This is a genomic window from Erythrobacter sp. SN021, from assembly GCF_021864455.1.
Map to the genome: position 1 here is coordinate 39901 of NZ_JAKKUW010000001.1, position 25173 is coordinate 65073.

20 protein-coding genes and 1 tRNA gene are annotated in these 25173 nt (G+C 62.7%); 14 read left to right on the forward strand and 7 right to left on the reverse strand.

Features of this window, described 5'->3' with window-relative positions; translation table 11 throughout:
* Positions 1–97: 97 nt before the first annotated feature.
* On the reverse strand, positions 98–376 hold the full coding sequence (locus L5849_RS00155; RefSeq protein ID WP_115416593.1) for a succinate dehydrogenase assembly factor 2: 279 nt from the start codon (positions 374–376) through the stop codon (positions 98–100).
* A gap of 121 nt (positions 377–497) precedes the next feature.
* On the opposite strand from L5849_RS00155, the gene recG reads away from it, so the two are divergent.
* On the forward strand, positions 498–2561 hold the full coding sequence (recG, locus tag L5849_RS00160) for an ATP-dependent DNA helicase RecG (protein WP_236923788.1): 2064 nt from the start codon (positions 498–500) through the stop codon (positions 2559–2561).
* Here recG and L5849_RS00165 read toward each other — a convergent pair.
* The 4 genes from L5849_RS00165 to acs all read right to left on the reverse strand — a co-directional run bounded on the left by L5849_RS00165 (position 2558) and on the right by acs (position 7120).
* The gene (locus L5849_RS00165; RefSeq protein ID WP_236923789.1) at positions 2558–3364 is read right to left on the reverse strand and encodes a fructosamine kinase family protein; all 807 of its coding nucleotides are present in this window, start codon (positions 3362–3364) and stop codon (positions 2558–2560) included. The genes recG and L5849_RS00165 overlap by 4 nt on opposite strands.
* Positions 3351–3824 carry a low molecular weight protein-tyrosine-phosphatase gene (locus tag L5849_RS00170; protein WP_236923790.1) on the reverse strand — a complete coding sequence of 158 codons (474 nt, stop codon included), beginning with the start codon at positions 3822–3824 and terminating at the stop codon, positions 3351–3353. The genes L5849_RS00165 and L5849_RS00170 overlap by 14 nt, the downstream gene beginning before the upstream one ends.
* A gap of 39 nt (positions 3825–3863) precedes the next feature.
* A complete protein-coding gene (locus L5849_RS00175) occupies positions 3864–5063 on the reverse strand; it encodes a diguanylate cyclase (protein ID WP_236923791.1) in 1200 nt (399 codons plus the stop codon).
* A 107-nt stretch (positions 5064–5170) separates the two neighbouring features.
* Positions 5171–7120 (reverse strand): acetate--CoA ligase, encoded by a 1950-nt coding sequence (acs, locus tag L5849_RS00180; protein ID WP_236923792.1) that lies wholly within the window; start codon positions 7118–7120, stop codon positions 5171–5173.
* Positions 7121–7224: 104 nt separating this feature from the next.
* Between acs and L5849_RS00185 the strand changes: the two genes are divergently transcribed.
* Entirely contained in the window at positions 7225–9234 is a 2010-nt protein-coding gene (locus L5849_RS00185; protein ID WP_236923793.1) for a TonB-dependent siderophore receptor, read from the forward strand.
* Positions 9235–9239: 5 nt separating this feature from the next.
* On the opposite strand, the gene L5849_RS15860 is transcribed toward L5849_RS00185, so the two are convergent.
* Positions 9240–9362, reverse strand: coding sequence for a hypothetical protein (locus tag L5849_RS15860; RefSeq protein ID WP_255703634.1), 123 nt, complete (start codon positions 9360–9362; stop codon positions 9240–9242).
* Between the two features lie 264 nt (positions 9363–9626).
* Between L5849_RS15860 and L5849_RS00190 the strand changes: the two genes are divergently transcribed.
* From L5849_RS00190 to L5849_RS00225, 8 genes are all read left to right on the forward strand, one after another.
* Positions 9627–10259 (forward strand): TetR/AcrR family transcriptional regulator, encoded by a 633-nt coding sequence (locus L5849_RS00190; protein ID WP_236923794.1) that lies wholly within the window; start codon positions 9627–9629, stop codon positions 10257–10259.
* A complete protein-coding gene (locus L5849_RS00195) occupies positions 10252–11937 on the forward strand; it encodes an MFS transporter (protein ID WP_236923795.1) in 1686 nt (561 codons plus the stop codon). Before L5849_RS00190 ends, L5849_RS00195 begins: the two co-directional genes overlap by 8 nt.
* Positions 11934–13052, forward strand: a complete 1119-nt coding sequence (locus L5849_RS00200; protein WP_236923797.1) for an HlyD family secretion protein — start codon at positions 11934–11936, stop codon at positions 13050–13052. Before L5849_RS00195 ends, L5849_RS00200 begins: the two co-directional genes overlap by 4 nt.
* Positions 13053–13054: 2 nt before the next feature.
* Positions 13055–14422 (forward strand): efflux transporter outer membrane subunit, encoded by a 1368-nt coding sequence (locus L5849_RS00205; RefSeq protein ID WP_236923798.1) that lies wholly within the window; start codon positions 13055–13057, stop codon positions 14420–14422.
* An 84-nt stretch (positions 14423–14506) separates the two neighbouring features.
* Entirely contained in the window at positions 14507–15520 is a 1014-nt protein-coding gene (locus L5849_RS00210; RefSeq protein WP_236923799.1) for an AraC family transcriptional regulator, read from the forward strand.
* 69 nt (positions 15521–15589) lie between these two features.
* The gene (locus L5849_RS00215; RefSeq protein ID WP_236923800.1) at positions 15590–17860 is read left to right on the forward strand and encodes a TonB-dependent receptor; all 2271 of its coding nucleotides are present in this window, start codon (positions 15590–15592) and stop codon (positions 17858–17860) included.
* Positions 17860–18864, forward strand: a complete 1005-nt coding sequence (locus tag L5849_RS00220; RefSeq protein ID WP_236923801.1) for an alpha/beta hydrolase — start codon at positions 17860–17862, stop codon at positions 18862–18864. Before L5849_RS00215 ends, L5849_RS00220 begins: the two co-directional genes overlap by 1 nt.
* A gap of 22 nt (positions 18865–18886) precedes the next feature.
* Positions 18887–20107 (forward strand): triacylglycerol lipase, encoded by a 1221-nt coding sequence (locus L5849_RS00225; RefSeq protein WP_236923802.1) that lies wholly within the window; start codon positions 18887–18889, stop codon positions 20105–20107.
* Between the two features lie 149 nt (positions 20108–20256).
* On the opposite strand, the gene L5849_RS00230 is transcribed toward L5849_RS00225, so the two are convergent.
* Positions 20257–20333, reverse strand: a tRNA-Pro gene (locus L5849_RS00230).
* Positions 20334–20474: 141 nt separating this feature from the next.
* On the opposite strand from L5849_RS00230, the gene thyA reads away from it, so the two are divergent.
* The 4 genes from thyA to L5849_RS00250 all read left to right on the forward strand — a co-directional run bounded on the left by thyA (position 20475) and on the right by L5849_RS00250 (position 25156).
* Positions 20475–21401 (forward strand): thymidylate synthase, encoded by a 927-nt coding sequence (thyA, locus tag L5849_RS00235; RefSeq protein WP_236923803.1) that lies wholly within the window; start codon positions 20475–20477, stop codon positions 21399–21401.
* 79 nt (positions 21402–21480) lie between these two features.
* A complete protein-coding gene (locus tag L5849_RS00240; protein ID WP_236923804.1) occupies positions 21481–22797 on the forward strand; it encodes a 3-methyl-2-oxobutanoate dehydrogenase (2-methylpropanoyl-transferring) subunit alpha in 1317 nt (438 codons plus the stop codon).
* Positions 22797–23858: an alpha-ketoacid dehydrogenase subunit beta gene (locus L5849_RS00245; RefSeq protein ID WP_115416608.1), complete on the forward strand. Its 1062-nt coding sequence runs from the start codon at positions 22797–22799 to the stop codon at positions 23856–23858. The genes L5849_RS00240 and L5849_RS00245 overlap by 1 nt, the downstream gene beginning before the upstream one ends.
* A gap of 5 nt (positions 23859–23863) precedes the next feature.
* Positions 23864–25156, forward strand: coding sequence for a dihydrolipoamide acetyltransferase family protein (locus L5849_RS00250; protein ID WP_236923805.1), 1293 nt, complete (start codon positions 23864–23866; stop codon positions 25154–25156).
* Positions 25157–25173 lie beyond the last annotated feature (17 nt).

The following is a 25173-nucleotide window of genomic DNA, read 5'->3' on the forward strand; positions in this document are numbered from 1 at the left end:
GCGCTGCGGGCTGCACACGCACGATTGCCCCCCGCCCGGACGGGAAGGGGTGCTGGGGAAATTCGTCAGTGGCGAGATAGTGCCCGGAGGCAGGGCGTCAACGCGGAATATCGACGTAATCGAGCTGTTGCATCGCGCGCATGAGATCGCCCTCGAAGCGCGGCGGTGCGGGCTGCGTTTTCAGCGCCCAGGCCATCACATCGACATCGTCTTCTTCCAGCAGGGCTTCGAACCAGGCGAGCTCTTCCTCACCCCAATTGGCATGATAGCGATCGAAGAAACCGCCGATCATGTAATCGGCCTCGCGCGTGCCGCGGTGCCAGGCGCGGAATTTCGCGCGCTGCTTGCGGCCTTCGAAAGTGAGCAGATCGGGCATGGGGGGGCGACTATCCTGCACGCCATCCCAGCGCAAGCTGGGATCTCTTTCCACAAGCACCAAGCGGATCGTGGGAGATCCCGGCTTTTGCTGGGATGACGATAGTGCTTATGGAAGGGCCATGCGCCCCGATATTCTCAATCCGCTGTTTGCCGAGACGGAAACGCTCGAGGGCGTTGGGCCGAAAATGAAAAAACCGCTCGACCGGCTCGGCCTGACGCGGGTGCGCGATCTCGACTATCACCTGCCCGAACGTTTCGTCACGCGCCGGGCGGTAGAGGATGTCGACGAGGCGGGCGAGGGCGAGCAGATCGTGGTCAGGCTGACCGTCACGGAGCATCGCGGCGGTCGGTCCCCACGCGCGCCCTATCGCGTGCTGGCACAGGACAGCGTGGGCAATGTCCTCGCGCTGACTTATTTCGGCCGTGCTTTCTATACGGCAAAGAAACAGTTGCCGGTGGGCGAAACGCGCTGGGTGGCGGGCAAGCTGGAAAGGTTCGGCGACATGCTCCAGATCGTCCATCCCGACCATGTGGTCGAGGAAGGCGGCGAGACACTCCAGCGGCTGTGTGAGCCTGTCTACCGCCTGTCCGAGGGACTGACCCAGCCCAAAATCGCAGGGCTGGTGGAACAGGCGCTGGCGCGTACGCCCGAACTGCCCGAATGGATCGAGCCCTCGCAGCTCGACAAGGAGGGATGGCCCACCTGGCGCGATGCGCTCGTGCTGACGCATAAGGGGGAAAATACATCCGCGCGCGACCGGCTGGCTTATGACGAATTGCTCGCCAACAGCCTGGCGCTGATGCTGGTGCGGGCAGACAATCGCAAGCGCAAGGGGCAGCCCTTGCGGGGCGATGGCAGCTATCGCGGCAGGCTCGAGCTGCCATTTCCGCTGACCGGCGCGCAAAGGCGTTCGATCGCCGAGATCGAGGGCGACATGGCGCAGGAAGCCCCGATGCTGCGGCTGCTGCAAGGCGATGTCGGCGCCGGCAAAACGGTGGTCGCGCTCGAAGCCATGCTGATCGCTGTCGAGGCCGGGACGCAGGCGGCCATGTTGGCGCCGACCGAAATTCTGGCACGCCAGCACTTCGACAGCGTGCGCCGAATGGCCGAACCCACCGGCGCACGGGTCGCGCTGCTGACTGGCCGGGACAAGGGCAAAGCGCGCGAGGCGACGCTGATGGGCCTGCTCGATGGCAGTATCGACATCGTCGTCGGCACACATGCGATTTTTCAGGACAAGGTCGCTTACAAGAACCTTGCCATGGTGGTGATCGACGAACAGCACCGTTTTGGTGTCGGCCAGCGGCTGATGTTGGCGAGCAAGGGCAAGCGCGCTCCGCATGTGCTTGCAATGACCGCGACGCCGATCCCGCGCACTCTCACGTTGGCGCAATATGGCGAATTGGACGTGAGCAAGCTCGACGAATTGCCTCCCGGCAGGCAGTCGATAGACACGGTGGTGATGGGCCAGGCCAAGATCGGCGCTTTGGTCGAGCGACTGGCCGCCCAAATCTCGGAGGGCCGTCAGGCCTATTGGGTCTGCCCGATGGTGCGGGAAATGGACGGGCCGGACGATATCGCCGCCGCCGAAGCGCGCTATGCAGCGCTGAGGGAGCGGTTCGGCGAGGATGTGGTCATGGTTCATGGCCAGCTAGCACCCGAAATCAAGGATGCGGCGATGGAGCGCTTTGCCCGCGGCGAGGCGAAGCTTCTGGTGGCGACCACGGTGATCGAAGTCGGGGTCGACGTACCCAATGCGACGCTGATGGTAATCGAACAGGCCGAGCGTTTCGGTCTGGCGCAATTGCACCAGCTACGCGGCCGTGTGGGGCGGGGGAGCGAGAAGAGCTTTTGCGTCCTTCTGCACGGCGAAACCTTGTCGGAAACCGCGCAGAAGCGCCTGGCCCTGATGCGCGAAAGCCAGGATGGCTTCTATCTGGCCGAAGAGGATTTGCGCCTGCGCGGTGGAGGTGAGTTGCTCGGGACGCGGCAGTCCGGTGACACGCCGTTCAGCGTCGCGAGCCTGGAGCAGATCACCGATTTGCTGCCGAAGGCCTATGACGATGCGCGCCTGCTGATGGAACGCGATGGCGGGCTGGAAGGCAAGCGAGGCGAGGCGGCGCGGGTGCTGCTCTATCTGTTCGAGCGGGATTTCGGGGTGAAAACGCTGCGGGGGGGCTAGAAACCCAGCGCGTCGAGATCGCGCTCTGCCGCTGCACGATAGCTGTCGCCGAACAGGCGGACGTGGACCAACCACATCCACAGGCGATAGATCGGCAGGCGGTCCTGCCACCCCGGCTCCAGCGCAAGCCCATCGAAGAACGCAGCGGGCGGATTGTCGAAAACGGTGAGCGCGGCCACATCGACCTCGCGGTCGCCGTAATAGGCACAAGGGTCGATCAGCCATGCCCTGGTGCCGTTCCAGACGACATTGCCGCCCCACAGATCGCCATGGAGCAGGCTGATGTCCGGCCCTTCGGGGATCAGGCCCGCCAAGCGCGATGCCAGCGCTTCGACCCTGCGAGCAAGCGACACGTCGAGCGCTGCGATATGGCACAGCAAGCGGTTCTCACGCCAGAATTCGACCCAGTTGGCACGGCGCGCGTTACGAACGATGATATCACGGAATCCGTAGTCCTCATGCCAACCGAAACTCTTGTTCTGCGCGGCGCCCCGCAACGGGACAAGGGCATGGGCGAGAGAGCGCCAGGCCGCATCATCGAACCGCTGCGAGGCTCCCACATCCTGCATGACCAGCCAGCCTTGCATCGTGCCCAGCACCGCGGGAACGGGCGCGCCAAGCTGTGCCATGGCCTGAAGCATCGCCGCTTCCCTGTCGGTCAGTGGGCCGTGCTTGGCCACGACGCTGGGGCCATCTGCCAGCGTTACTCTAGACGCTCCCGAAATATCGCCCCCTGCGAGGGGCTGGGTCGCAGCGACCTGCGTCCCGCAGATACGCTCTACGGCGTCCTCAAGCCGTTTCATCGAGCAGTACCGCGAGCAAGGCGCGGGCACCGGCATCGACTTCGTGCCATGTCGTCGCGAAGCCTTCCGGTCCGGCATACCAGGGATCGGCCACTTCGCGCCCCTCCTGGCCCGCCACGAGGTCGAGTAGCATCGCGATCCGAGCCTTGCCGTCGCCCGGATCGATGCGAGCGATGTCGGTCATGTTCGATCGGTCCATGCCGAGAATGAAATCGAACTCGTGAAAATCGCGCGCGCCCAATTGTCGCCCGCGATATCCGGTTATGTCGATCCCGCGACGCTCGGCCTCCTGGATGCTGCGCGGGTCGGGAGGCTCGCCGACATGGTAGTCGGCGGTCCCGGCACTCTCGACTTCGGCGTCCAGCCCGGCTTCGTCCGCGGCCTTCTTGAAGGCCGCTTCGGCAAGTGGAGACCGGCAGATATTGCCGAGGCAGACGAACAATATGCGATGTTTTGCCATGGAGCGCGCTTAGGCCGCCCATATCACGAGGCGCAAGGGTCAGGCTGCGACACGGACCTGGTTTCGTCCTCCGGTTTTCGCGTCGTAAAGGGCTGAATCCGCGCGGGCCAGAAGGTGGTCGACATCGTCATCGCGACAGAGCTCGGTGATCCCGATACTGGCCGTGAACGATATGATCGCGTCGTTCCGGACGATCGGCGAACCGGCGATGGCTTCACGCAGACGCTCGCAAACGGTGTGGGCGGTCTGAAGGTCGGTGCGTGGGAGGAGGACACCGTATTCTTCGCCTCCGATCCGGCCGACAAAATCGTGCTTGCGCAGCGCGGAGATCGCCCTCTGGCCGACCTCCTTGATAACCTCGTCGCCAACCGGATGGCCGAATCGATCGTTGATGCGCTTGAAGTGATCGATATCGAAAATAGCCAGACTGAGCTTGCGCTCGGGGTCGCCTAGCGATTGTCTGATATGCTGAGAGGCGGCCTCCATGAAAGCTCGACGGTTGGGCAGGGACGTCAGCGGATCGGTCGATGCAAAGTGCTTGAGCTGCTTTCGCGCAGCATACTCGGCATCGAGTGCTCTTCGCACATAGATGGTTGCGAGGATCGATAGGACGAGCAGGCCAAGGCCAGCGATGGCCAGAAGGTATTGGTAGCGCTCATTGGCTATGGCGCTTTGTCGCGCGATCGCGGTCTGGGTGTCCAATGCTGCGCGTTCGGCGCCCTCGATCGCGTCGAGAGTGCGCAGTATGGCTTCTATCGCATCGCGGTCACTCCCGCTGCGCATGGTGGCCAACGCATTGCGCGACTCGCCTTTTCCCATGCTGTCGATCATCGACCCGCTGGCCGCGTCCAGATGCGCAAGATGTATAGCGAGCGCTTCAACACGCGCTTGTTGCTCGCTATCGCTTCCGACTAGCTCAGCGAGCTGGACCTGTGCCGTCTCGGCCTCTTGCCTGCCAAGGGCATGCGGCTCGAGAAAAAGGGGGTTTCCCGTGAGGAGATATCCTCGTCCACCGCGAATCTGCTGCAGTGCTGCGGCCCGCAATCTACCGGTCGCCAACAGGACCTCGATGGTATTGTATTGTCGTTCGTCGGCAGCGGCACGCTCTATCGAGGATCGCCACGCACTCCAGCTCGTGCCTGCGAGAAGCAAAGCGAGAAGGACGACGCAGCCGATGAGAAAGAAACCGCGCCAGCCCGATTTAGGAGTACGCGAAACGATCTGCTTTACGATCCACATTGTAGCCGCGCCTCGTACATAGTTACCCTATGCCACAATCGGGGTTAATCGCCCTATAACTCCATGCGTCTCACACGGAAGTCGGGATTTCCGGGGCAGGAGCCCGGCTATCGGTTTCGTCGGCCATCGATCAGGGCTGCAACAACACCCGGGTCGGCAAGGGTTGAGGTGTCGCCCAGAGAGCCGAATTCGTTTTCGGCAATTTTTCGCAGGATCCGGCGCATGATTTTCCCACTGCGGGTCTTGGGAAGGGCAGAGGTGAAGTGGAGGTGGTCGGGGGTTGCGATCGGGCCGATTTCCTTGCGCACATGTGCACGCAGTTCCGCGGTCAGTTCCTCGCTTTCTCCGACACCCGCATTGAGCGTAACGTAGCAATAGATTCCCTGGCCCTTGATGTCGTGCGGGTAGCCGACGACCGCAGCCTCCGACACGTCCGGATGTAGCACCAGCGCGCTTTCCACCTCGGCGGTGCCCATGCGGTGGCCCGACACATTGATCACGTCATCGACGCGTCCGGTGATCCAGTAATAGCCGTCTTCGTCCCGGCGGCAGCCGTCTCCGGTGAAATACTTGCCCTTATAGGTGCTGAAATATGTCTGCACGAACCGCTCGTGGTCGCCATAGACCGTCCGGGCCTGGCCGGGCCAACTGCGGGTGATGCACAGATTGCCCGAGGTTGCCCCGTCGAGTACCTCGCCCTCATTATCGACCAATTGCGGACAGACCCCGAAAAACGGGCGGCCCGCGCTGCCTGGCTTCATATCGTGCGCACCGGGAAGGGTGGTAATCATGCAGCCGCCGGTTTCGGTCTGCCACCAAGTGTCGATTACCGGGAGTTCGCCTTTGCCGACGGTCTCGTGATACCAGCGCCACGCCTCCGGGTTGATCGGTTCGCCGACGCTGCCGAGCAGCCGCAAGGCCGAAAGATCATGTTTCAGCACATGGCTTTCACCCTCGCGCATCAGGGCGCGGATCGCGGTCGGGGCGGTATAGAAGATGTTGACCTTGTGCTTTTCGCATATCGCCCAGAAGCGGTCGTGGTCTGGATAGGTCGGAACGCCTTCGAACATCACCGCTGTCGCCCCGTTTAACAACGGGCCGTACACGATGTAGCTGTGACCGGTGACCCAGCCTATATCCGCCGTACACCAGAACACTTCGCCCTCACGATAGTCGAAGATGTAGCGGAAGGTGGTTTCGGTCCAAACGGCATAGCCGCCGGTTGTGTGAAGTACGCCCTTGGGTTTCCCGGTCGAACCCGATGTGTAGAGGATGAACAGCGGATCTTCCGCGTTCATCGGCTCGCACGGGCATTCGGCAGCGCCGTCTGCCGACAGTTCGTGATACCAGTGATCGCGGCCCTCGGTCATCGAAACATCGCCGCCAGTGTGACGCAGCACGAGGACTGCCTTCACCGTTACCTTTTCCAGCGCCGCGTCGACATTGGCCTTTAGGGGGATATGCTTGCCGCCGCGCAGCCCTTCATCGGCAGTGACGATCCAGTCGCTTTCGCAATCTTCCACCCGGCCCGCGATCGCCTCGGGGCTGAACCCACCGAATATGACCGAATGGATCGCGCCGATCCGCGCGCAGGCGAGCATGGCAAAGGCGCCTTCGGGCACCATCGGCATGTAGATCGTGACCCGGTCGCCCTTTGCGACGCCCATCGCCTTGAGCGTATTGGCCATGCGAATGACTTCGGCCTGCAATTCGGCATAGGTGATACGGCGGACTCCGCCATCGGGTGCATCGGATTCGAAAATTAGCGCGAGCCGATCACCATGGCCCGCATCGACATGACGATCGACCGCGTTGTGGCAAATGTTGAGGGCGCCGTCCTCGAACCATTTGATCGCCACCGGATCAAAGGACCAGTTGGCGATCTTCGTCGGCTGAGCGAACCAGTCGAGACGTTCGGCCTGGCCGGCCCAGAATGCGTCCGTGTCTTCGACGCTGCGCGCATAGAGAGACTGATAATCCCCGAGCGTGCAATTTGTCCCTTCAATCGCTGCGGCGGGCCGCTTGACCCATTCCGCACGCTCACCTGCGTCGGCCATTTCATCTCTCCTCTTCCACCCTCATCTCTAGGCAATCGCCGCGAAGGTGCAATCGCCTAGCTCGCTCTCGCATTGCCGAGGATCACCCGTTAAGAGGCGGAGCGATGCCTATTTCCCGATATTGGATGGCCGGTACCGGCCTTGCGCTGGCCATGGTGACACCGCTTGCGGCCGAGGATGGTGGACAGGTGATCGTCGTCACTGGCGAAGGTCTGGGCGAAACACCGGCCGCGCCTGCTTACGACACACGGACGATCGACCGCGAGACGCTTCTGTCGGTGCCTTCGGGACGGATCGAGGATGCCCTGTCGTCAATTGCCGGATTCCAGCAGTTCCGCCGCTCGGACAGCCGTTCGGCCAATGCCTCGGCTCAGGGCGCTACGCTGCGTGCGTTAGGCGGTAATGCGACCAGCCGCGCCCTGGTGCTTCTTGATGGCGTGCCGATGAGCGATCCCTTTTTCGGTTACATCCCGTTCAGCGCGCTCGCGCCGGAGCGGTTGGGACAGATCCGTGTCACGCGGGGTGGCGGTTCCGGGCCGTTCGGCGCCGGGGCGCTGGCCGGGACGATCGAACTGGAAAGCGCCGGGATCGATGTTCTGGAAGGCGTTGCCGGGCACGTCCTTGCCAATGATCGCGGAGAGACCGAAGTCTCGACCACTGCCGCAGCACGGCTGGGTAGCGGTTTTCTCGTCGCATCGGGTCGATGGGATCGCGGGCAGGGGTTCTTCTCAACTCCCGGGGCAGATCGCGTTCCTTTCTCCGCGCGGGCGGCCTTCGATGGCTGGTCGGCGCAGATACGCGGAGTGGCGCCGCTGGCAGACGATATCGAACTCCAGTTTCGCGGGCTCGCCTATCGCGATGAACGGACGCTCCGCTTCGAAGGTGCGGACAGCACTATCGAAGGGCAGGATGCCAGCCTGCGCCTGGTCGGGCGCGGCGCGTGGCAGTTCGATGCCATTGCCTATATCCAGGCGCGCAACTTCACCAATCGGATCATCTCCTCCACGCGCTTCGTGCCGGTCCTCGACCAGCGGAACACCCCGGCCACGGGCCTTGGCGGCAAGCTCGAACTGCGCCCACCGGTTGGCGACGCGCATGTCTTGCGGCTGGGTGTCGATTATCGCCGGTCGGATGGGGAATTGTACGAGAATGCGATCAGCGCCTTTACCGGCGCGGTCCGCGCTCGGCGAAATGCCGGCGGCACCAACACCGATCTCGGCCTGTTCGTGGAGAATGACTGGACGATCGGCTCGCTCGTCCTGACCGCGGGCGCCAGGCTCGACCGCTGGACCATCCGTGACGGATTCTTCGACGAGCGCGATGGTGACGGGTTTTCGCTTGTATCGCGTGCCTATTCCGACCGGGCCGGGTGGGATGCCTCGTTCAGGGGCGGTGCCTTTCTTCGGGCCAGCGATGCGATAGCTCTGCGCGCGGCGGCCTATTCGGGCTTGCGCTTGCCGACGCTGAACGAACTCTACCGGCCATTCGTCGTCTTCCCAATCGTGACCGAGGCCAATGCGGCCCTTGAAAACGAACGGCTCGAGGGGGTCGAGGCCGGTGTCGATCTGACCCCGGCCGACGGGGTGGCGATCGCGCTCACCGCCTTCGACAATCGCGTGAAGAACGCTATCGCCAATGTCACCATCGGTACGAATTTGCGCCAGCGCCGCAATATCGATGCAATCCACGCACGCGGTGTCGAGCTTTCCGCGTCGGCGAGGTTCGGGCGTTTCGATGCGATAGCGTCCGCGGCCTGGACCGATGCGGAATCGCAAGGGTCCGGCTTTGCCGCTGCCCTCGACGGAAACCGTCCGTCGCAGACGCCCCGCTTCGTTGGCGAGACCACCTTGTCTTACCGACCGGCAGAGAACTGGGTGTTTTCCATGAGCTTGCGCCATGTCGGCGCGCAGTTCGAGAACGATCTGGAAACCGATATTCTACCCGCCGTAACGACGCTCGATGCTTTCGCCAGCGTTCCGATCTCGGACGGGATATCCCTCGTCTTTCGCGGCGAGAATCTGGTTGGCGAAACGATCGTCACGCGCAATCAGGGCGGTTCGATCGACTTGGGCGTTCCGCGCACCGTGTGGGGCGGGGTGCGGTTCGGGTTCTAGAGCGCTCAGGTCTCCTCATCGACCGCATTTGCGACCGATTTCAGATCGTCGCCAAGCCCGCGAACAGTGTTGCATCCGCCGAGGATAAGCGTTGCCGTGAGAAGTGCGGCGATGGTTGCGCGTCGCATCGACTGATTTCCGTCCCTTATTTCGAACGCCGCAGGCTTGCGACGCGCGCGCCATCGCGCATGGATGCTTGCTGTACGATGAAGGGGAGCTGGACGTCCGACAATACTGTTGGAGATGGCACGCATGTGCGGCGTTGCAATATGGCTCGTGTCTTGGCCTGCACTTCCAGCCCCGCATGGCGAGATTGCGAGCCGCAGTAAATATTCAACGTGTATTGAATATACGTTCGGCTGCCCTATATCCCCTCCTCCAAGGAGTGATAGATGGCGCAGCGACGCGGCCGCGGGCGGCCTCGACAAACCGAACAGGACACGAGTCAGGCCTTGTCCAGGGCGGCGCTGCTGCGCTTTGCCGCGCAAGGGTATGAGGCCACATCGCTGCGCGAAATCGCAGCCGACGCGAATGTCGATGTCGCGCTTATTTCCTATCGATTCGGCGGTAAGGCGGGTCTGTGGAAATCTATCGTGTCGGACGCTGCCTCCGACTTGCGGGATGCCCTTGCCCATGCGCTTTCGAATGCCGAGGCGGAGACGGACGCCGAACGTCTGCGATATTCGATGAAAGCGTTCCTTGCCTACCTTCTGGCGCGCCCCGAAGTACCACGCCTGCTGTTGCGCGATATCACTGTCGATACCGATAGATCCCGGTGGCTTCTCAACGAACTGACGACGCCGCTCCATCGGCATTTCTTCGAGCTGGCGCAATCCGCGGCAGCCAGCGTTGCAAACCCGCCTTCGCATATGCAGTTCCGGATCGCCAATTTCATCTATTCGGCGGCCAGCACGGTCGCGCGGCGCGAACGGCTGGCCAGGCTTGTCGAAAGCCTGGCGGACGATGCGGCATTCGAAGAGGCGCTGGTGACGACCCTGATCGACGGAGTATTGCCGGGTGACTGACCGCCACTCCCTTGTCGATGACGTGGACGGCTATCGCTTCAAGCCGCACGAGCTGCCGATCCTCCCCGGATCACCGGCAAACCCGGATCATCCCCCGGGGCGGCGCGCGGCCTATCTTGGGATCGGCATCCTGCTGGGCCTGATCGGGGGCGCGCAGAACGGTTTCCTGATCGCCAATTCACCCGCCTTGCGAGCCGGTTTCGCGCTGACTCCGGTCGAGGAGGGGTGGCTGACCGTTGCCTTCTATTCGACCTATGCCTGTATGAGCATGCTGCTGTTTCGCGTTCGGCAGGAGTATGGCGTTCAGCCCTTCGTTCGCTGGGCCATGGCGGGATTGGTGGCCGCCAACTTCGTCCAGATGATGGGGCCTGGCTATTACCCGGAACTCGCCGCACGGGCAGTCGCGGGAATTGCCGCGAGCGGGCTATCCGCACTTTCGGTCTACTATCTCATGCAAGGGTTGCCGCCTGCCTTGCGGGTCGGCGGCCTCATTATCTCGCTTGGGCTCATCCAATTCGCTTTCCCGTTGACGCGCGCCATATCGCCCGCGCTTCTCGTGGATGGCGATATGGATCACGTCTTCCAGTTCCAGTTCGCCATGTCCTTGCTGGGTTTCGGCCTGGTCTATTGGCTGCGCCTGCCGCCTGGCTTGCGCAAAGGCACTTTCGAAAAGCTCGACATACCCAGTATCGCCCTGTTCATGCTGGGGGTGGGGGCACTGTGCGCATTCCTCGTCCAGGGACGTATCCAGTGGTGGGACACGCCGTGGCTCGGCTATGCTCTCGTGGCAGCGATCGTCGGCCTCGGCGGGTGTTTTCTTATCGAGGCCAACCGCAAAAGCCCGATGCTGGACCTTAGTTGGTTGTCGAGCCGCGCCATTCTGGGTCTTGCAGCGATCGGCGCGACGGTCCGCATTCTCGTCGCCGAACAGGGCTTCGGGGCAAGCGGCCTGTTCGCCGCGTTGGGCTATGGCAATGAGCAGTTGACGGGATATTTCTGGATACTCGCCGGTGCGACGTTCGGCGGCGTGGTCCTTTCCGTCGTCCGGCTCGACCCCAAGGATCTCACGCGGCCGGTTCTCTTTGCCGTGGCGGTGATCTGTGTGGCTGCATTCGCCGATACGCGAACCGGTGTGATGACGCGCCCGCAGGATTTGTATGCCACCCAGGCGGCCATCGCATTCGCTGCGGTTTTCGCCATGGGTCCGATCATGATGGAAGGTATGCTTCGTGCGCTGGCGGCGGGGCAAAGCTATGTGATCAGCTTCATCGCCGTCTTTTCGCTCTCGCAATCGATCGGAGGGCTCGCGGGGATCTCGCTGCTGTCCGGTTTCCATACCATCAGGTTGAAAACGCATCTCATCGATGCCGGAAGCACATTGACACTTGGCAATTCAAAGTTCGCGGAGGCTCTGTCGAATGCTGTACAGCGGGTCGCTCCCGCGCAGGCAGACCCCGCGCTGCAACAGCAAGCGGCAGCGTCAAACATCTCGCAGCAGGTGGGGCGTGAGGCCGCCGTACTCGCGTTCAACGATGTCTTCTTTCTCATCGGCACGCTGGCCGCCGCGACTTTCGCGGTTCTGGCCATGCCCTGGCTCATCAACAAGATTCGCGGGCGCAATCCGCTCGCCAAGGAACTGGCCTTTCTCGAGGCCATGCTTGCAAGGACAAGGAAATGACGAATTCCGCTCTTCCGCCTGTGGCAGACGCCGAGGTCAACGAGGACGAATCCCTTGAAGCGCAAACCGACAAGGGCTGGTCTCCCAATGCGTCGCGGCGCCGGATAGGCGTTGCGGTCCTGTTTATTCTGGCCGGTATCCTCGCAGCGCTCTTTGCCTGGAATCTCCCCCCCTTTGCGGGTGGCGATGAAACCACGAACAATGCCTATGTCCGTGGCCGGACGACAGTGGTCAGTCCGCAGGTCGCGGGATATCTCGTCGACGTGCCGGTCACCGATTTCCAACGCGTTGAGAAAGGCGACCTGTTGGCCCGGATCGACGACACGCCGTTCCGGGAAAAAGTGCAGCAAGGTGCGGCCAATACTGCCGCGCAGAAGGCTTCGCTGGCAAACAGCGACCAGAGCCTGCGGTCGGCCCAGGCCCAAGTCGAGTTGCAGGACGCCGCAGTGGCGAGTGCCCAAGCCGCCTTGAAAAGGGCGCAGGCGGACATGAACCGTATTGCCGAACTGGTCGGTGAGGGTTCGGTATCCCTGCGTGAGCGCGATCAGGCACGGGCCGCTCTCCAGCAGGCGCAAGCGGCTGTTCGGCAGGCACGGGCGCAGCGTGCCATCGCGCTCGAGAATGTGCGATCGGTGAATGTGGGCCGACGCGCGCTGGAAGCGCAGGTCGCCGGTGCCCAGGCCGCCAAGGGGCTCGCCGAGTTCGAACTTTCGCGCACCGAAATCCGTGCATCGCGTCCGGGCCGGCTAAGCGAAGTGACTGCCCGCGTGGGCCAGTTGGTGACCGCCGGTACGCAGCTCATGTACATCGTCCCGGACGAATTGTGGGTGGTGGCGAATTTCAAGGAAACGCAGACTGCGGACATGGCTGTGGGGCAACGTGCCACACTCGAGGTGGATGCGCTTGGCGGGCTCGAACTCACCGGGCGCGTTCAAAGCATCGCTCCGGCGGCAAGCAGTGAGTTCAGCCTGGTGAAACCGGACACTGGCGCAGGCAATTTCGTGAAGGTTCCGCAGCGCATCGCCGTGCGTATCGTTCTCGATCCTGGGCAGGACGCAGCGGCGCGGCTTGGCCCTGGCATGTCTGTCATCGCAACCGTTCACACGAAGGATTGACCGTGATCCGCCGAGCCAGTCTTTATCTTGCAACTTCTGCACTGTTCCTGTCCGCCTGCGCCCCGACGCTGCAGGATGCGCCACCAGGCGCGGCAGTTGTTCCCCCCGCCGATTGGCGCACGTCGCTGGGCGTGGTCGTGCCTGTCGAAACCCATTGGTGGGAAAGCTTCGGGGACCCCCAGCTCTCCAGACTTGTCGAGCAAGCACGCCGCAACAATCCCGATGTGCAGCTCGCCGTAGCTAGGGTGGAGGAAGCGCGCGCTACCGAACGCGGCTCGCGCGGCTTGCTTCTGCCTGCGCTGGGCGTGGGGGTCGACGGCGGTATTCGGCGCGAGGTTTCGCCGTTCGGGCGAGCGCAGGAATCGGTAGCCGTGCAACCGGCGTTTCGCGCATCCTACGAAATCGATCTATTCGGCAAGAACGCCGCGCGTATCGATGCAGCGGAGGCGGGTGTTGCCGCGAGCGTCGCTGGCGCCGAAGCCGCGCGCCTATCGGTGACAGCAGCCGCAGCCAGCGGGTACATCACCTTGCTCGCACTCGACGCTCGTCTGGCGGTGCTCGAACAGACTCTCGACGCTCGTGGCCAGGCACGCAAATTTGCGCGCGACCGGGCCGAAGTCGGCTACACCTCGCAACTCGAATTGCGACAGGCCGAGGCCGAATACCAGGCGACGGCGCAACTGGTTCCCCAGCTCAAAGCGCAGATCGCGCGGCAGGAAAACGCCCTTGCAGTGCTGACCGGCCGGTTGCCGGGTGAAATCGAGCGCGGCGGGACTTTCAACGATTTGCGCGCGCCCGCACCTCCGGCAGCTCTTCCATCCGAGCTCTTGCGGCGTCGGCCCGACATTGCCGCTGCGGAATATCGGATCGTGGCCGCGGATGCGAATATGCGCGCGGCCCGAGCCGATTTCCTGCCGTCGATCGATCTCGGTGCCCAAGCAGGCGTCGCCCTGTCGGATCTGCTCGCCAACCCCATCGGCATCTGGTCGCTCGGCGGCAGTATCCTGGCGCCGATCTTTCAAGGCGGGCGGCTCGAAGCTCAACTCGAAGGCGCCACCGCGCAGCGCGACCAAGCGGCATGGGCCTATCGTTCGACCGTGCTCAATGCCTTGCGGGAAGTGGAGGACCGCATGGCGGTACTGGCGCATCTCGGTGAACAGGAAACCGCCCTTCAGGCCCAGCGCGCGGCGGTTGCCGATGCGCTACGCCATGCCCGCAATCGGTATCGAGCGGGCTACACACCCTATATCGAGCAGGTCGATGCCCAGCGTGCCTTGCTGGGCGTGGAGCTCTCGCTCGTCCAGACGAGGGCGGACGAACTCACCACGCTTGTCGGGCTGTATCAGGCAGTCGGCGGCGCGCCTGGCTAAGCAGGACCGGCGTGCCGTTTCTCGGCGCAGCAGGAAATCCGGTGGACAATTGACGCCTGTGGGGCAGGGACCTAGCATTTTGCGATGCCAGGACGAGCTTCCATCGGTGAGGGTGAGCATCGCGATCCGGCGGATGGCGCATCCGCCATCGATCCCGATCTGTCGCCCTGCGAATATTTCGGCATGATGCGGGTGCGGCTGGCGGAAATCGAGGACGAAACCTGCGCTCTGTCGAGCAGGCCGCTCTTGCTCGGTGCGACCAATCTCGTTGGCGAACGTATTCGCGATGCGGCCAGCCTCGCCGATGCCATGCGCCTTTCCGCGCAGACTTACAATCTCCTCCACGGCGGGAGCTACAATCGTATCGAACGACAGGGCAACCGCATCCTCTACCGGATGGACGATGCCGAATTTCCCTTCACCTTCGCTGGCGGCCCTTCGACCCGCGCGACGGTGATGGAGGGAGTCCTGATCTTCGTTCACACATTGCTGGAGATGTGGGCAGGACGCGAGCTGACCTCGCATCTGCGCGCGGTACACAGTCGCCGATCCCGGCGCGGAGGCGATGCCATGCTGGGCTACTGGTCGGTGCCCGTCCGGTTGGGAGCGCCAGCCTATATGCTTGAATACGCCGGAGCGGCAGGCGATCTCGCCCCTGGCTCTACGGCTCAGACGCTCGATTCAATCGACGTCTATGATCGCATCCTGACCTCTCTGGCTCGCTCGGATGGAGCGGATGCACACCAGCCGGGCGACTTGGTCTCAAGAGTTCGCAGCAAGCTTGAAAGCGGGCTGGACGATCAGGGCCAGGTCGCAAGAGCACTCGGCATGAGCGTGGCCTCCCTGCGCCGAAAGCTATCCGAGACCGGCCATGGTTTCCGCCAGCTCCGGGCCGAGATGCTCGATCGCCGCGCGAGGCGCCTGCTGGGGGCGGGGCGCTCGCCGGAAGCGGTCGCCGACCTGCTCGGGTTTGCCGACGCGCGCAGTTTTGCGCGGGCCTTCAAGCAATGGACCGGAACGACCCCCGCGCGCTTTGCCGCCGATACTGTGAGCGAAAATGTCCTCTCTGATTGCGCGAGCGCGTCCTCGACACCGTAGCCGGCTTCCGCGCACTGTCTCCCGCAAATAACGGACGCCGAATAGACGCGGCCGAATGGGAGGACATCTATGAATATCGCGAAAAAGCGGGCGCGTCTCGTAAGCACCCTGTGTGCCACTACGGCCCTGATCCAGGCCCTTCCGGCCTTGGCGCAGCAGGAAATGCCGACGGCCGAACCGACTGCCGAGGAAGCGAACACCATCATCGTCACCGCCCGCCGGCGTGAGGAATCGCTTCAGGAAGTGCCCATCGCGATTTCCGCCTTCGACGACGAAGCGCTTTCGAACCTCCAGGCGGATACGCTGTCGGGTATCCAGTATGCCACGCCCAATCTGTATCTCGACCAGGGCGATGCCGGTAATGCCGTTATCTATATCCGCGGTGTCGGCCAGAACGATTCGCTCGCCTTCGCCGATCCCGGGGTCGGCGTCTATGTCGACGATGTCTTCATTGCCCGCTCGCAGGCGGCGTTTCTCGAACTGTTCGATGTGGAACGGATCGAGGTCCTGCGTGGGCCGCAGGGCACGCTTTACGGCCGCAACACGATCGGCGGTGCGATCAAGTTCGTGTCTACCCGGCCGACCAATTACCTGTCGGGATATATGGAGGCGGGGGCTGGCAATTTCGGTTTCGTCACCGCCAAGGGCCGGATCAGCGGCCCGATCGCGGGAGATGTGCTGAAAGGCAAACTGGCCGCAGCCTATACCAAGCGGAACGGGTATGCGCGCAACAGCGTCACCGGCCAAGATGACGGCGATGTCGAAACATTTGCGGGCCGCGCGACCCTGCTGTTCCAGCCGACCGACACTCTCGAATTCCTGCTCAGCGGCGATGTTCGGATCGACCGGCCGGATACCTCGCGCAGCCCCGTGCGCCAAACGCCGATCACCGGTTTCGATGGGACGGGCAACATCACCTATTCAGCATCGGACGATCCCTACCGTGTCGATGTAAATGCCAACGGTCTCAACGATCAGACCGGCTATGGGTTCGCACTGACCAGCCGCTTCGATGCCAGCGACCGGATCACGCTGGAATCGATCACGGCTTTCCGGTCGTTCGAATTCGACCTGAATCTCGACACCGATGGATCGCCCTTGCCCATCCTCGATATCCTGCTGCTTCAGGAACAGGAACAGTTCAGCCAGGAACTGCGGCTGACCTATGACGATCGGGACCGGTTCAGCCTGACTGCTGGCCTGTATTATTTCCACGATGACGACACGACCTTTTCAGGGGTCGATAATGGCGCGGCAACATTGTTCGGCTTTCCGGTCACCGCTTTCGGGTTCCCGACATCCAGCCTGGCGGAAACCCGCCAGAAGACCGATAGCTATGCGATCTTCGCCGACCTCACCTATGCGCTAACCCCGCGGCTCACCCTCTCGGCCGGTGCGCGCTATACCTGGGAAAACCGCACCTCGGCGCGCTTGTTCGAGAACTTCTTCGATCCCACGGTCTCGGTAATCGAGAACACGCCCGATTTCCTGATGGGCGTAGGTGTAGCCGGAACCCCGATCTCCGGCGAGGCGAGCTTCGAGGCCTTCACGCCGCGCGCTTCGATCAGCTATGACGTGACACCGGATGCCATGGTCTACCTGTCCGCCTCGCGCGGGTTCAAGAGCGGCGGGTTCGACGGGCGCGCGAATACCGATTTCGGGTTTAGACCGTTCCGTCCGGAATATGTCTGGAGCTACGAGGCAGGGGCGAAGACGAGCTGGCTCGATGGCCGCCTGATGGTGAATGCCGCGCTGTTTTATAACGACTATACCGATGTTCAGGTGACGTCCTTCGGCTCCGATCCCGTGACCGGTGTGTTCGTCAGCCTGTTCACCAATGCCGCGTCGTCGCGCGCTTATGGCGCCGAACTCGAGCTCTCCGCCCGCCCGACCGACGAGCTAACCCTGACCGGATCGCTCGGTCTGCTCGATGCGAAGTATCGCGAATTCGATATTCTGGTCGGCGGTGCGGTTACCGACGTCAGCGATAGGCGCCCGGTCAACGCGCCCGATTTCAACGCCAGCCTGGGCGCGACCTGGCAGCGGCCGATATCCGACAATCTGGCTCTGACGATCCATATCGACGGATCGTACCGGTCGGAAGTGGCGACGGAGATCACGGATTCTCCAGTGCTGCGCCAACCCGGCTATGAACGCATCAACGGGTTCGTGGCCATCGGCGATCTGGACGAGCGCTGGGAACTTCGTGCCGGTGTGGAGAATCTCACCGACAATGCCGTGCGCGTTCAGGGCTTCAACCTGGCCGATTTTCCGGGGGTGCAGCTTGGCTTCTACGGCGCACCTGCAACCTACGATCTGCGTTTCGTCCTGCGCTTCTGATGACCCGGACCACGCCTGAGGAACAGGGACCGCTGGACCGGCAGTCCCGGGCGCTGCTGCGCGATTACGATGCGATGCGCAGCGAATGGACGCCGCGCATCGAAGCGGAAGGCATGGCGGCGTCGAGAGCTTTCGCCGATGCCGTCTTCGATCGCTTTCGCGGTCCCGATCGCGACATCGCACCGGCGAAGGTCGTCGATCTGGCCGTGCCGTGCGGCGATGGGGAACGCAGTGCGCGGCTTTATCGGCCGGCGATTGCCGATGGCGCACCCGCACCGCTGGCGCTGTTCCTTCATGGGGGCGGCTGGTCGCTCGGGGGAATTCCCGCCTATGACGGGCTGGCCGGTTCGCTGGCTGCGCTGAGCAAGGTTGCTATCCTCAGCCTCGATTACCGGCTTTCTCCCGAACACCGCTTCCCCGACGGACTGAACGATGCGCTATGCGCGCTGGATTGGCTCCATCGCCACGGCGCGAGCATCGGCGGCGATCCCGATCGGCTCGCGGTAATCGGTGACAGTGCCGGGGGTAATCTCGCCGCGGTGCTCGCACGGGAATCCGCCCTCGGCCATGTTCCGCCTCTGGCCTGTCAGGTCCTGATCTATCCGATGACCGACATTGCCAGCGCTCACGCCACCTTTCCGTCTCGTATGCGGTTCGGGCAGGGCGACTATTTCCTGGTCAGCGAAGCGATCGAATTTGCGCGTGACAATTACCTCGGTGAAAATGTCGGCCTGGCGGGCGATCCGCGCATCTCGCCGCTGCTTGCACCTGTCCCCGCGAATCTGGCCCCCGCGATGATCGTGACGGCGGGGTGCGATCCCTTGCGTGACGAAGCCATCGCCTATCACGACAAGCTTCGGGCCGCCGGTGTCGACAGTGTCCATCACTGTGCCGAGGAGACCATTCACGCCTTCCTGTCTTTCGGAGTGCTCGACACCGCTCAGGACATGCGTCGCAGGATCGCCGATTACCTTCATCGGAAGATGGAGTTCGCAAAACCATAGGGCAATCTGAAGGAGAGGGACGATGAAGCATGTTTGGAAACTGTTGCTGGCGCTGGGTGCGCTGGCGTGGGGGCCATCTGCCCATGCCGGATCGACCACGCTGGAGGCGACATACTCCAGCGGTATCGATAATGGATGGGTGCGGGTCGAACGGTGGCGCGACACTCTGACGGCCTTTACTCAGGAAAGCTTCCCCACCGACGGGCGCGGCGATCAGACGGGCCAACGGGCGACTTTTTTCGGAACGGCCCGGCCCCACAGCTCGCGATTTCTTCTCTACTATGCCCCCAATTGGAACGTGGGTACGAAGGTGCCGGTGCTGCTGGTGCATGGCGCCAACCAGGATGCCGATCTTGCCTGGGCCGATCCGAACGAGGCTGGCAGTTACGGCTGCGGCCGATCGAGCTGCCCGTCGACAGGTCTAATGCAGGATCTGTCGAGCCGGGGCCACCGCGTCTTCGCTCTCGGACTGCCGCACAAGAATGGCGATGGCTACTTCTGGTCGGAGCAGATCGCCGATGCGATCGCCATCATCAAGTCTCGCACCGGCGCAGGCCAGGTTGACGTGGTCGCCTGGTCGAAGGCTGCATCGAACGCGCGCATGTATATCTCGGGCGTGCGCAGATCATGGGGCACGGCCTATCGCGGCGACGTCCGCCGTCTGATCCTGCTGGGATCGGCCAACAATGGTATCGACTTGTCCTTCCGCCATGGATGGACCTTCAGCCTGACCGTCTATCCCGCCTGCGGCGGCGTGATCAACGGACCGACACCGCACGACAAGCTAATCTGCTATGGTTTCTGGCGCTCCGGCTCGGAATGGACTTATGATTCGCCCTATTTCCCCGGCTCGGCCCAGTTGCTCAAGGACTGGAGCGGCACCTATGGATTGCCGACTTACGAACAGGATTGGTACACCACGTTCCACGGTGGACAGGGCTTCTACAGTGCCGGGCCGGGCCTCGCCGCCTATCTGTCCAAATCGCTGGTTGACGTGATCCGTCAGGCGCCGTCGCCCTCGGCTGTGCGGATTCACAATATCTGCGGTAACCAGGCCGACATAGCTCTTCTGCACAACGAACATACCGGACCTTCGGACGGGGTGGTCTTCATTTCGAGTTGCCGCGACACGACCGGAATGACGACGCATGGCGGCAGTGTTACGACAGCGGTGAACCACTTGGAACTGGGATGGGTCAGCACGTCGACCAGCTTCATCAGGCAATACCTATCGGCGCCTTGATCCGAGAAAACGCGCGCTTGAGCCGGGCGAGGGGGCTGCGACGTCGCTTTAGACGAAGCACAAGCCACCCGCGCGGCTCCGCATCCATTCCCAAGCCGCAGTCGGCTGTGGTTCAGGCCTCACCGGAAACCGCGCAAGTACTTGAAAAATGGTCGGGGAGAGAGGATTCGAACCTCCGGCCCCTGCCTCCCGAAGACAGTGCTCTACCAGGCTGAGCTACTCCCCGACCGGATCGGACCGGGCCATCTGCGAAGGCCACGGCTGCGAGGCAGGCGCGCCCTATAGGTGTGGATTGCGGGCCGTGCAAGCGGGCAATTTGCACAAATCGGCATTACAGCGGCCTGACACATCCAGCGAGACTGAAACCGTGCCCGGACCGCACTTCGAACAGCAATATCTCGACCTAATGCGCAGGATCTGGCGTGAGGGAGGCGAGCGTAAAGACCGAACCGGCATCGGCACCCGGTCGATCTTCGGCGCGACTCTGCGGTTCGACCTGGCGGGCGGCGCGATGCCGCTGATCACGACCAAGCGTGTCTATTGGAAGACCGCCACGCGCGAGTTGCTCTGGTTCCTCACCGGGGACACCAACATCCGCCCGCTGGTGCTCCAGAACGTCAAAATCTGGAACGAGTGGCCACATGCTCGCTACGTCGAGGAGATGGGCGACGAGATCGCACTCGACATATTCGTCGAACGAGTCAGGGAAGACGAGGAGTTCGCAGCCAAGTGGGGCGATCTCGGCCCCGTCTATGGTAAACAGTGGGTGGATTGGCCCACTTACCAGCCGGTTGCCGGAGGGCTGTTCCGCAAGGGGCCGGGCATCAATCAGGTCGCCGAAGTGGTCGATTCGCTGAGAGACAATCCGGGTAGCCGCCGACACATCATCGAGGGATGGAACGTCGCCGAGGTGCCGCAGATGGCGCTGCCACCGTGTCACAAGACATACCAGTTCCATGTCGAGGGCAATCGCCTGAACTGCCTGCTCTACCAGCGCAGTTGTGATGTCGCACTCGGCCTCCCGTTCAACCTGTGGTCGGCGGCGTTGCTGCAGTGCATGATTGCACAGCAGGTCGATCTCGAACCCGGCGAGCTGGTCTGGATGGGGGGCGATACGCATCTCTATCTCAATCACGAAGATCTGATCCGCGAGCAGCTTTCGCGGGAACCGCAAGGCGCTCCGCGGCTTGAAATAGTGCGGCGCCCGCCTTCGATCTTCGACTATGCGATCGAGGATTTCGCGGTTCACGACTACGCGCCGCACGGGCCAATCAAAGCGCCCGTCGCGGTGTGATGCGGCGATGACTTGACCGTTTCCCACCGGTGAAATAAAATAACGCGCAAGCGTAAGATTGCGTCTGGGAGACGATTCTATGGCCGACAGGCCCGAGGGTAATGCAGCCAAAGGCGACAACCGTCCCAAGCTGTCGCTGCATGTTCCCGAACCGAAGTACCGACCGGGCGACGCGGTCGATTTCTCGCATATCGACGTGCCCGAGGCCGGGAGCATGGCGCGTCCCGACGAGGCCTGCGACCCGGCCGAAATGCGCGACATGGCTTTCGGCCTCGTGCGTGTGCTGGGCGAGGACAACAAGGCGCACGGTCCCTGGGACCCGAAACTGGACCCGGACACACTGCGCACCATGCTCGGCCATATGGCGATGACCCGCGCCTTCGATGAGCGCATGTTTCGCGGCCAGCGGCAGGGCAAGACCAGCTTCTACATGAAGTGCACGGGCGAAGAGGCGACCAGCGTTTCGGCCAGCATGGCGCTTGCCGCCGACGACATGGTGTTCCCCAGCTACCGCCAGCAGGGCATCCTGATCCAGCGCGGCTATCCGATGATCGAGATGATCAACCAGATCTACTCGAACAAGGGCGATAAGCTGAAGGGCCGCCAGCTACCGATCATGTATTCGAGCCGCGAACACAGCTTCTTCACCATCAGCGGCAATCTTGCAACGCAAACGCCGCAGGCGGTGGGCTGGGCGATGGCGAGCGCGATGAAGGGCGACAGCCGCATCGCCGCGACCTGGGTGGGCGAGGGCAGCACCGCCGAGGGCGACTTCCATTCGGCCTGCACCTTCGCAACGGTGTATAATGCACCGGTTATCCTCAATGTTATCAACAACCAGTGGGCGATCTCGAGCTTCAGCGGTTTCGCGGGCGCAGAACGCACCACCTTCGCCGCGCGCGCGCTGGGTTACGGGCTTGCCGGCCTGCGCGTCGATGGCAATGATGCGCTTGCCTGCTACGCCGCCGAGCAATGGGCCGCCAATCGCGCGCGCGCCAATGCCGGGCCGACGTTGATCGAATTCTTCACCTATCGCGCCGAAGGCCATTCCACATCGGACGATCCCAGCGGCTATCGCAGCGCGCAGGAGCGCGAGGAGTGGCCACTCGGCGATCCGGTGATGCGCCTCAAGAACCATCTCATCGCGATCGACGAATGGGACGAGGAGCGCCAGGAAAAGATGGATCTCGAGGCGGCCGAGCACGTCAAGAAGGTTACCAAGGAAGCCGAAGCGAACGGCATTCTCGGTCATGGCTTGCACCACCCGTTCCGCACCATGTTCGAAGACGTGTTCGAGGAGTTGCCGTGGCACCTCCAGGAACAGGCCAACCAGGCCGTGCGCGAGCGTGAAACCAAGTTCCCGGAAGGGCTGCCGGCCAAGGGAGTGCAGGGCTGATGAGCGAGACCGCAACCCAGGACGCACCAGCTACCGAAGGCGCAACCGAACGCCGCCTCAACATGATCGAGGCGATCAACGATGCGCTCGACGTATCGATGGGCCGCGACGAGGATGTCGTCGTCATGGGCGAGGATGTCGGCTATTTCGGCGGCGTATTCCGTTGCACCGCGGGCTTGCAAGAGAAATACGGCAAGACGCGCGTGTTCGACACGCCGATCAACGAATGCGGTATTATCGCAGTGGCCGTGGGGATGGGGGCCTATGGCCTGCGCCCGGTGCCCGAAATCCAGTTCGCCGATTATATCTACCCCGGTTTGGATCAGCTAATCAGTGAAGCGGCGCGCCTGCGCTACCGATCGGCGGGAGAGTACATCGCGCCGATGACGGTGCGCTCGCCTTTCGGTGGAGGCATCTTCGGCGGTCAGACGCACAGCCAGAGCCCGGAAGCGATCTTCACCCACGTCTCCGGCCTCAAGACGGTAATCCCAGCAACACCCTATGACGCCAAAGGTCTGCTGATCTCGTGCATCGAGGACAATGACCCGGTCGTTTTCTTCGAGCCCAAGCGGATCTATAACGGCCCGTTTTCCGGCTATTACGACAAGCCCGTACAGCCGTGGAAAAAATTCGACGCGAGCGTCGTGCCCGAGGGTTATTACAAAATCCCGCTCGGCAAAGCGCGCCACGTTACCGAGGGCGAACAGCTCACCATCCTCGCCTATGGCACGATGGTTCATGTGGTCGAAGCGGTGTGCAGGGAGAAGGGTGTCGAGGCCGACATTCTCGATCTGCGCACACTGGTCCCGCTCGATATCGAGGCGATCGAAACCTCGGTCGAGCGGACCGGACGCTGCCTGATCGTTCATGAAGCCACGCGCACCAGCGGTTTCGGCGCCGAGCTTTCCGCGCTCGTTACCGAGCGTTGCTTCTACCATCTCGAAGCCCCGGTCGAACGTGTGACCGGCTTCGACACGCCCTATCCCCATAGCCTCGAATGGGCCTATTTCCCCGGCCCGATCCGCATCGGCGAGGCCATCGACAAGATCCTCAAGGACTGATCCTCATGGCGAAATTTACCTTCAACATGCCCGATATCGGCGAAGGCATTGCCGAGGCTGAAATCGTGCAATGGCACAAAAAGGTCGGCGACACGGTCAAGGAAGACGAGGAATTCGTCGACATGATGACCGACAAGGCGACCGTGCCGATGGAAAGCCCGGTCGATGGCAAGATCCTGGAAATTGCAGGTGCTGAAGGCGACATGGTCTCGATCGGCTCGATGCTGGTTGTGATCGAGGTCGAAGGCGAGGTACCCGACGACGTGGCCGAGGAGGCTCCGGCCCCCGCGCCTGCTCCCAAAGCGGAAGAAGTCGAGGAGCGCATCGAGGTCGAGACTTCGGACGCCAGCGATGCCGATGACGCGCTCGCCGCAGATCCCGAGCCCGAACCGATTCCGGAACCGACCCCGGCGCCCGAGCCGACGCCGCAGGCTAAGGTTCTCGCTACCCCGGCGGTGCGCCAGCGCGCCAGGGATCTCGGTGTCGATCTCGCCCAGGTCAAGCCCGCCGAAGACGGTCGCATCCGCCACGGCGATCTCGACCAGTTCCTGTCTTACAATTCGGGATATGGCGCCGCCGCCAAGACCCGCGCGGACGAGGAAAAGAAGGTCATCGGCATGCGCCGTCGCATCGCCGAGAACATGGCTGCATCCAAGCGCAACATCCCCCATTTTTCCTATGTCGAGGAATGCGATGTCACCGCGCTGGAGGAACTGCGCGCGCAGCTCAATGCCAATCGCGGCGACAAGCCGAAGCTGACCATCCTGCCGCTGCTGATCACCGCGATTTGCAAGACGCTGCCCGACTTCCCGATGATCAATGCCCGCTATGACGACGAAGCGGGTGTGGTCACGCGTCATGGAGCAGTGCATTTGGGCATGGCCGCGCAGACGGATGCGGGCCTGATGGTCCCGGTCATCAAGAATGCGCAGGCCAAAAACCTGTGGCAGCTTGCGAACGAGATTTCTCGCCTGGCCGATGCAGCCCGTGCCGGCACGGCCAAGTCGGAAGAAATGCAGGGAGGTACGCTCACCGTTACCTCGCTCGGTCCGCTCGGCGGCGTGGCGACGACACCGGTCATCAACCGTCCGGAAGTCGCCATCATCGGCCCGAACCGCATCATCGAGCGCCCGATGTACGTGACCGGCACCGACGGTGTGGAACGGATCGAGAAGCGCAAGCTGATGAACATCTCGATCAGTTGCGATCACCGCGTGGTCGATGGCTGGGATGCGGCGAGCTTTGTACAGGCGCTCAGGAGGCTGCTGGAAACCCCGGCGCTTATCCTCGTCGACTGACGGTTCACCCCAATCCT

Bases quoted from the DNA above. Each gene is read 5' to 3' on its own strand.
- L5849_RS00155 (WP_115416593.1), bottom strand. From the start codon at position 376: ATGCCCGATCTGCTCACTTTCGAAGGCCGCAAGCAGCGCGCGAAATTC.
- recG (WP_236923788.1), top strand. From the start codon at position 498: ATGCGCCCCGATATTCTCAATCCGCTGTTTGCCGAGACGGAAACGCTC.
- L5849_RS00165 (WP_236923789.1), bottom strand. From the start codon at position 3,364: ATGAAACGGCTTGAGGACGCCGTAGAGCGTATCTGCGGGACGCAGGTC.
- L5849_RS00170 (WP_236923790.1), bottom strand. From the start codon at position 3,824: ATGGCAAAACATCGCATATTGTTCGTCTGCCTCGGCAATATCTGCCGG.
- L5849_RS00175 (WP_236923791.1), bottom strand. From the start codon at position 5,063: ATGTGGATCGTAAAGCAGATCGTTTCGCGTACTCCTAAATCGGGCTGG.
- acs (WP_236923792.1), bottom strand. From the start codon at position 7,120: ATGGCCGACGCAGGTGAGCGTGCGGAATGGGTCAAGCGGCCCGCCGCA.
- L5849_RS00185 (WP_236923793.1), top strand. From the start codon at position 7,225: ATGCCTATTTCCCGATATTGGATGGCCGGTACCGGCCTTGCGCTGGCC.
- L5849_RS15860 (WP_255703634.1), bottom strand. From the start codon at position 9,362: ATGCGACGCGCAACCATCGCCGCACTTCTCACGGCAACGCTTATCCTC.
- L5849_RS00190 (WP_236923794.1), top strand. From the start codon at position 9,627: ATGGCGCAGCGACGCGGCCGCGGGCGGCCTCGACAAACCGAACAGGAC.
- L5849_RS00200 (WP_236923797.1), top strand. From the start codon at position 11,934: ATGACGAATTCCGCTCTTCCGCCTGTGGCAGACGCCGAGGTCAACGAG.
- L5849_RS00210 (WP_236923799.1), top strand. From the start codon at position 14,507: ATGCCAGGACGAGCTTCCATCGGTGAGGGTGAGCATCGCGATCCGGCG.
- L5849_RS00215 (WP_236923800.1), top strand. From the start codon at position 15,590: ATGAATATCGCGAAAAAGCGGGCGCGTCTCGTAAGCACCCTGTGTGCC.
- L5849_RS00220 (WP_236923801.1), top strand. From the start codon at position 17,860: ATGACCCGGACCACGCCTGAGGAACAGGGACCGCTGGACCGGCAGTCC.
- L5849_RS00225 (WP_236923802.1), top strand. From the start codon at position 18,887: ATGAAGCATGTTTGGAAACTGTTGCTGGCGCTGGGTGCGCTGGCGTGG.
- L5849_RS00240 (WP_236923804.1), top strand. From the start codon at position 21,481: ATGGCCGACAGGCCCGAGGGTAATGCAGCCAAAGGCGACAACCGTCCC.
- L5849_RS00245 (WP_115416608.1), top strand. From the start codon at position 22,797: ATGAGCGAGACCGCAACCCAGGACGCACCAGCTACCGAAGGCGCAACC.
- L5849_RS00250 (WP_236923805.1), top strand. From the start codon at position 23,864: ATGGCGAAATTTACCTTCAACATGCCCGATATCGGCGAAGGCATTGCC.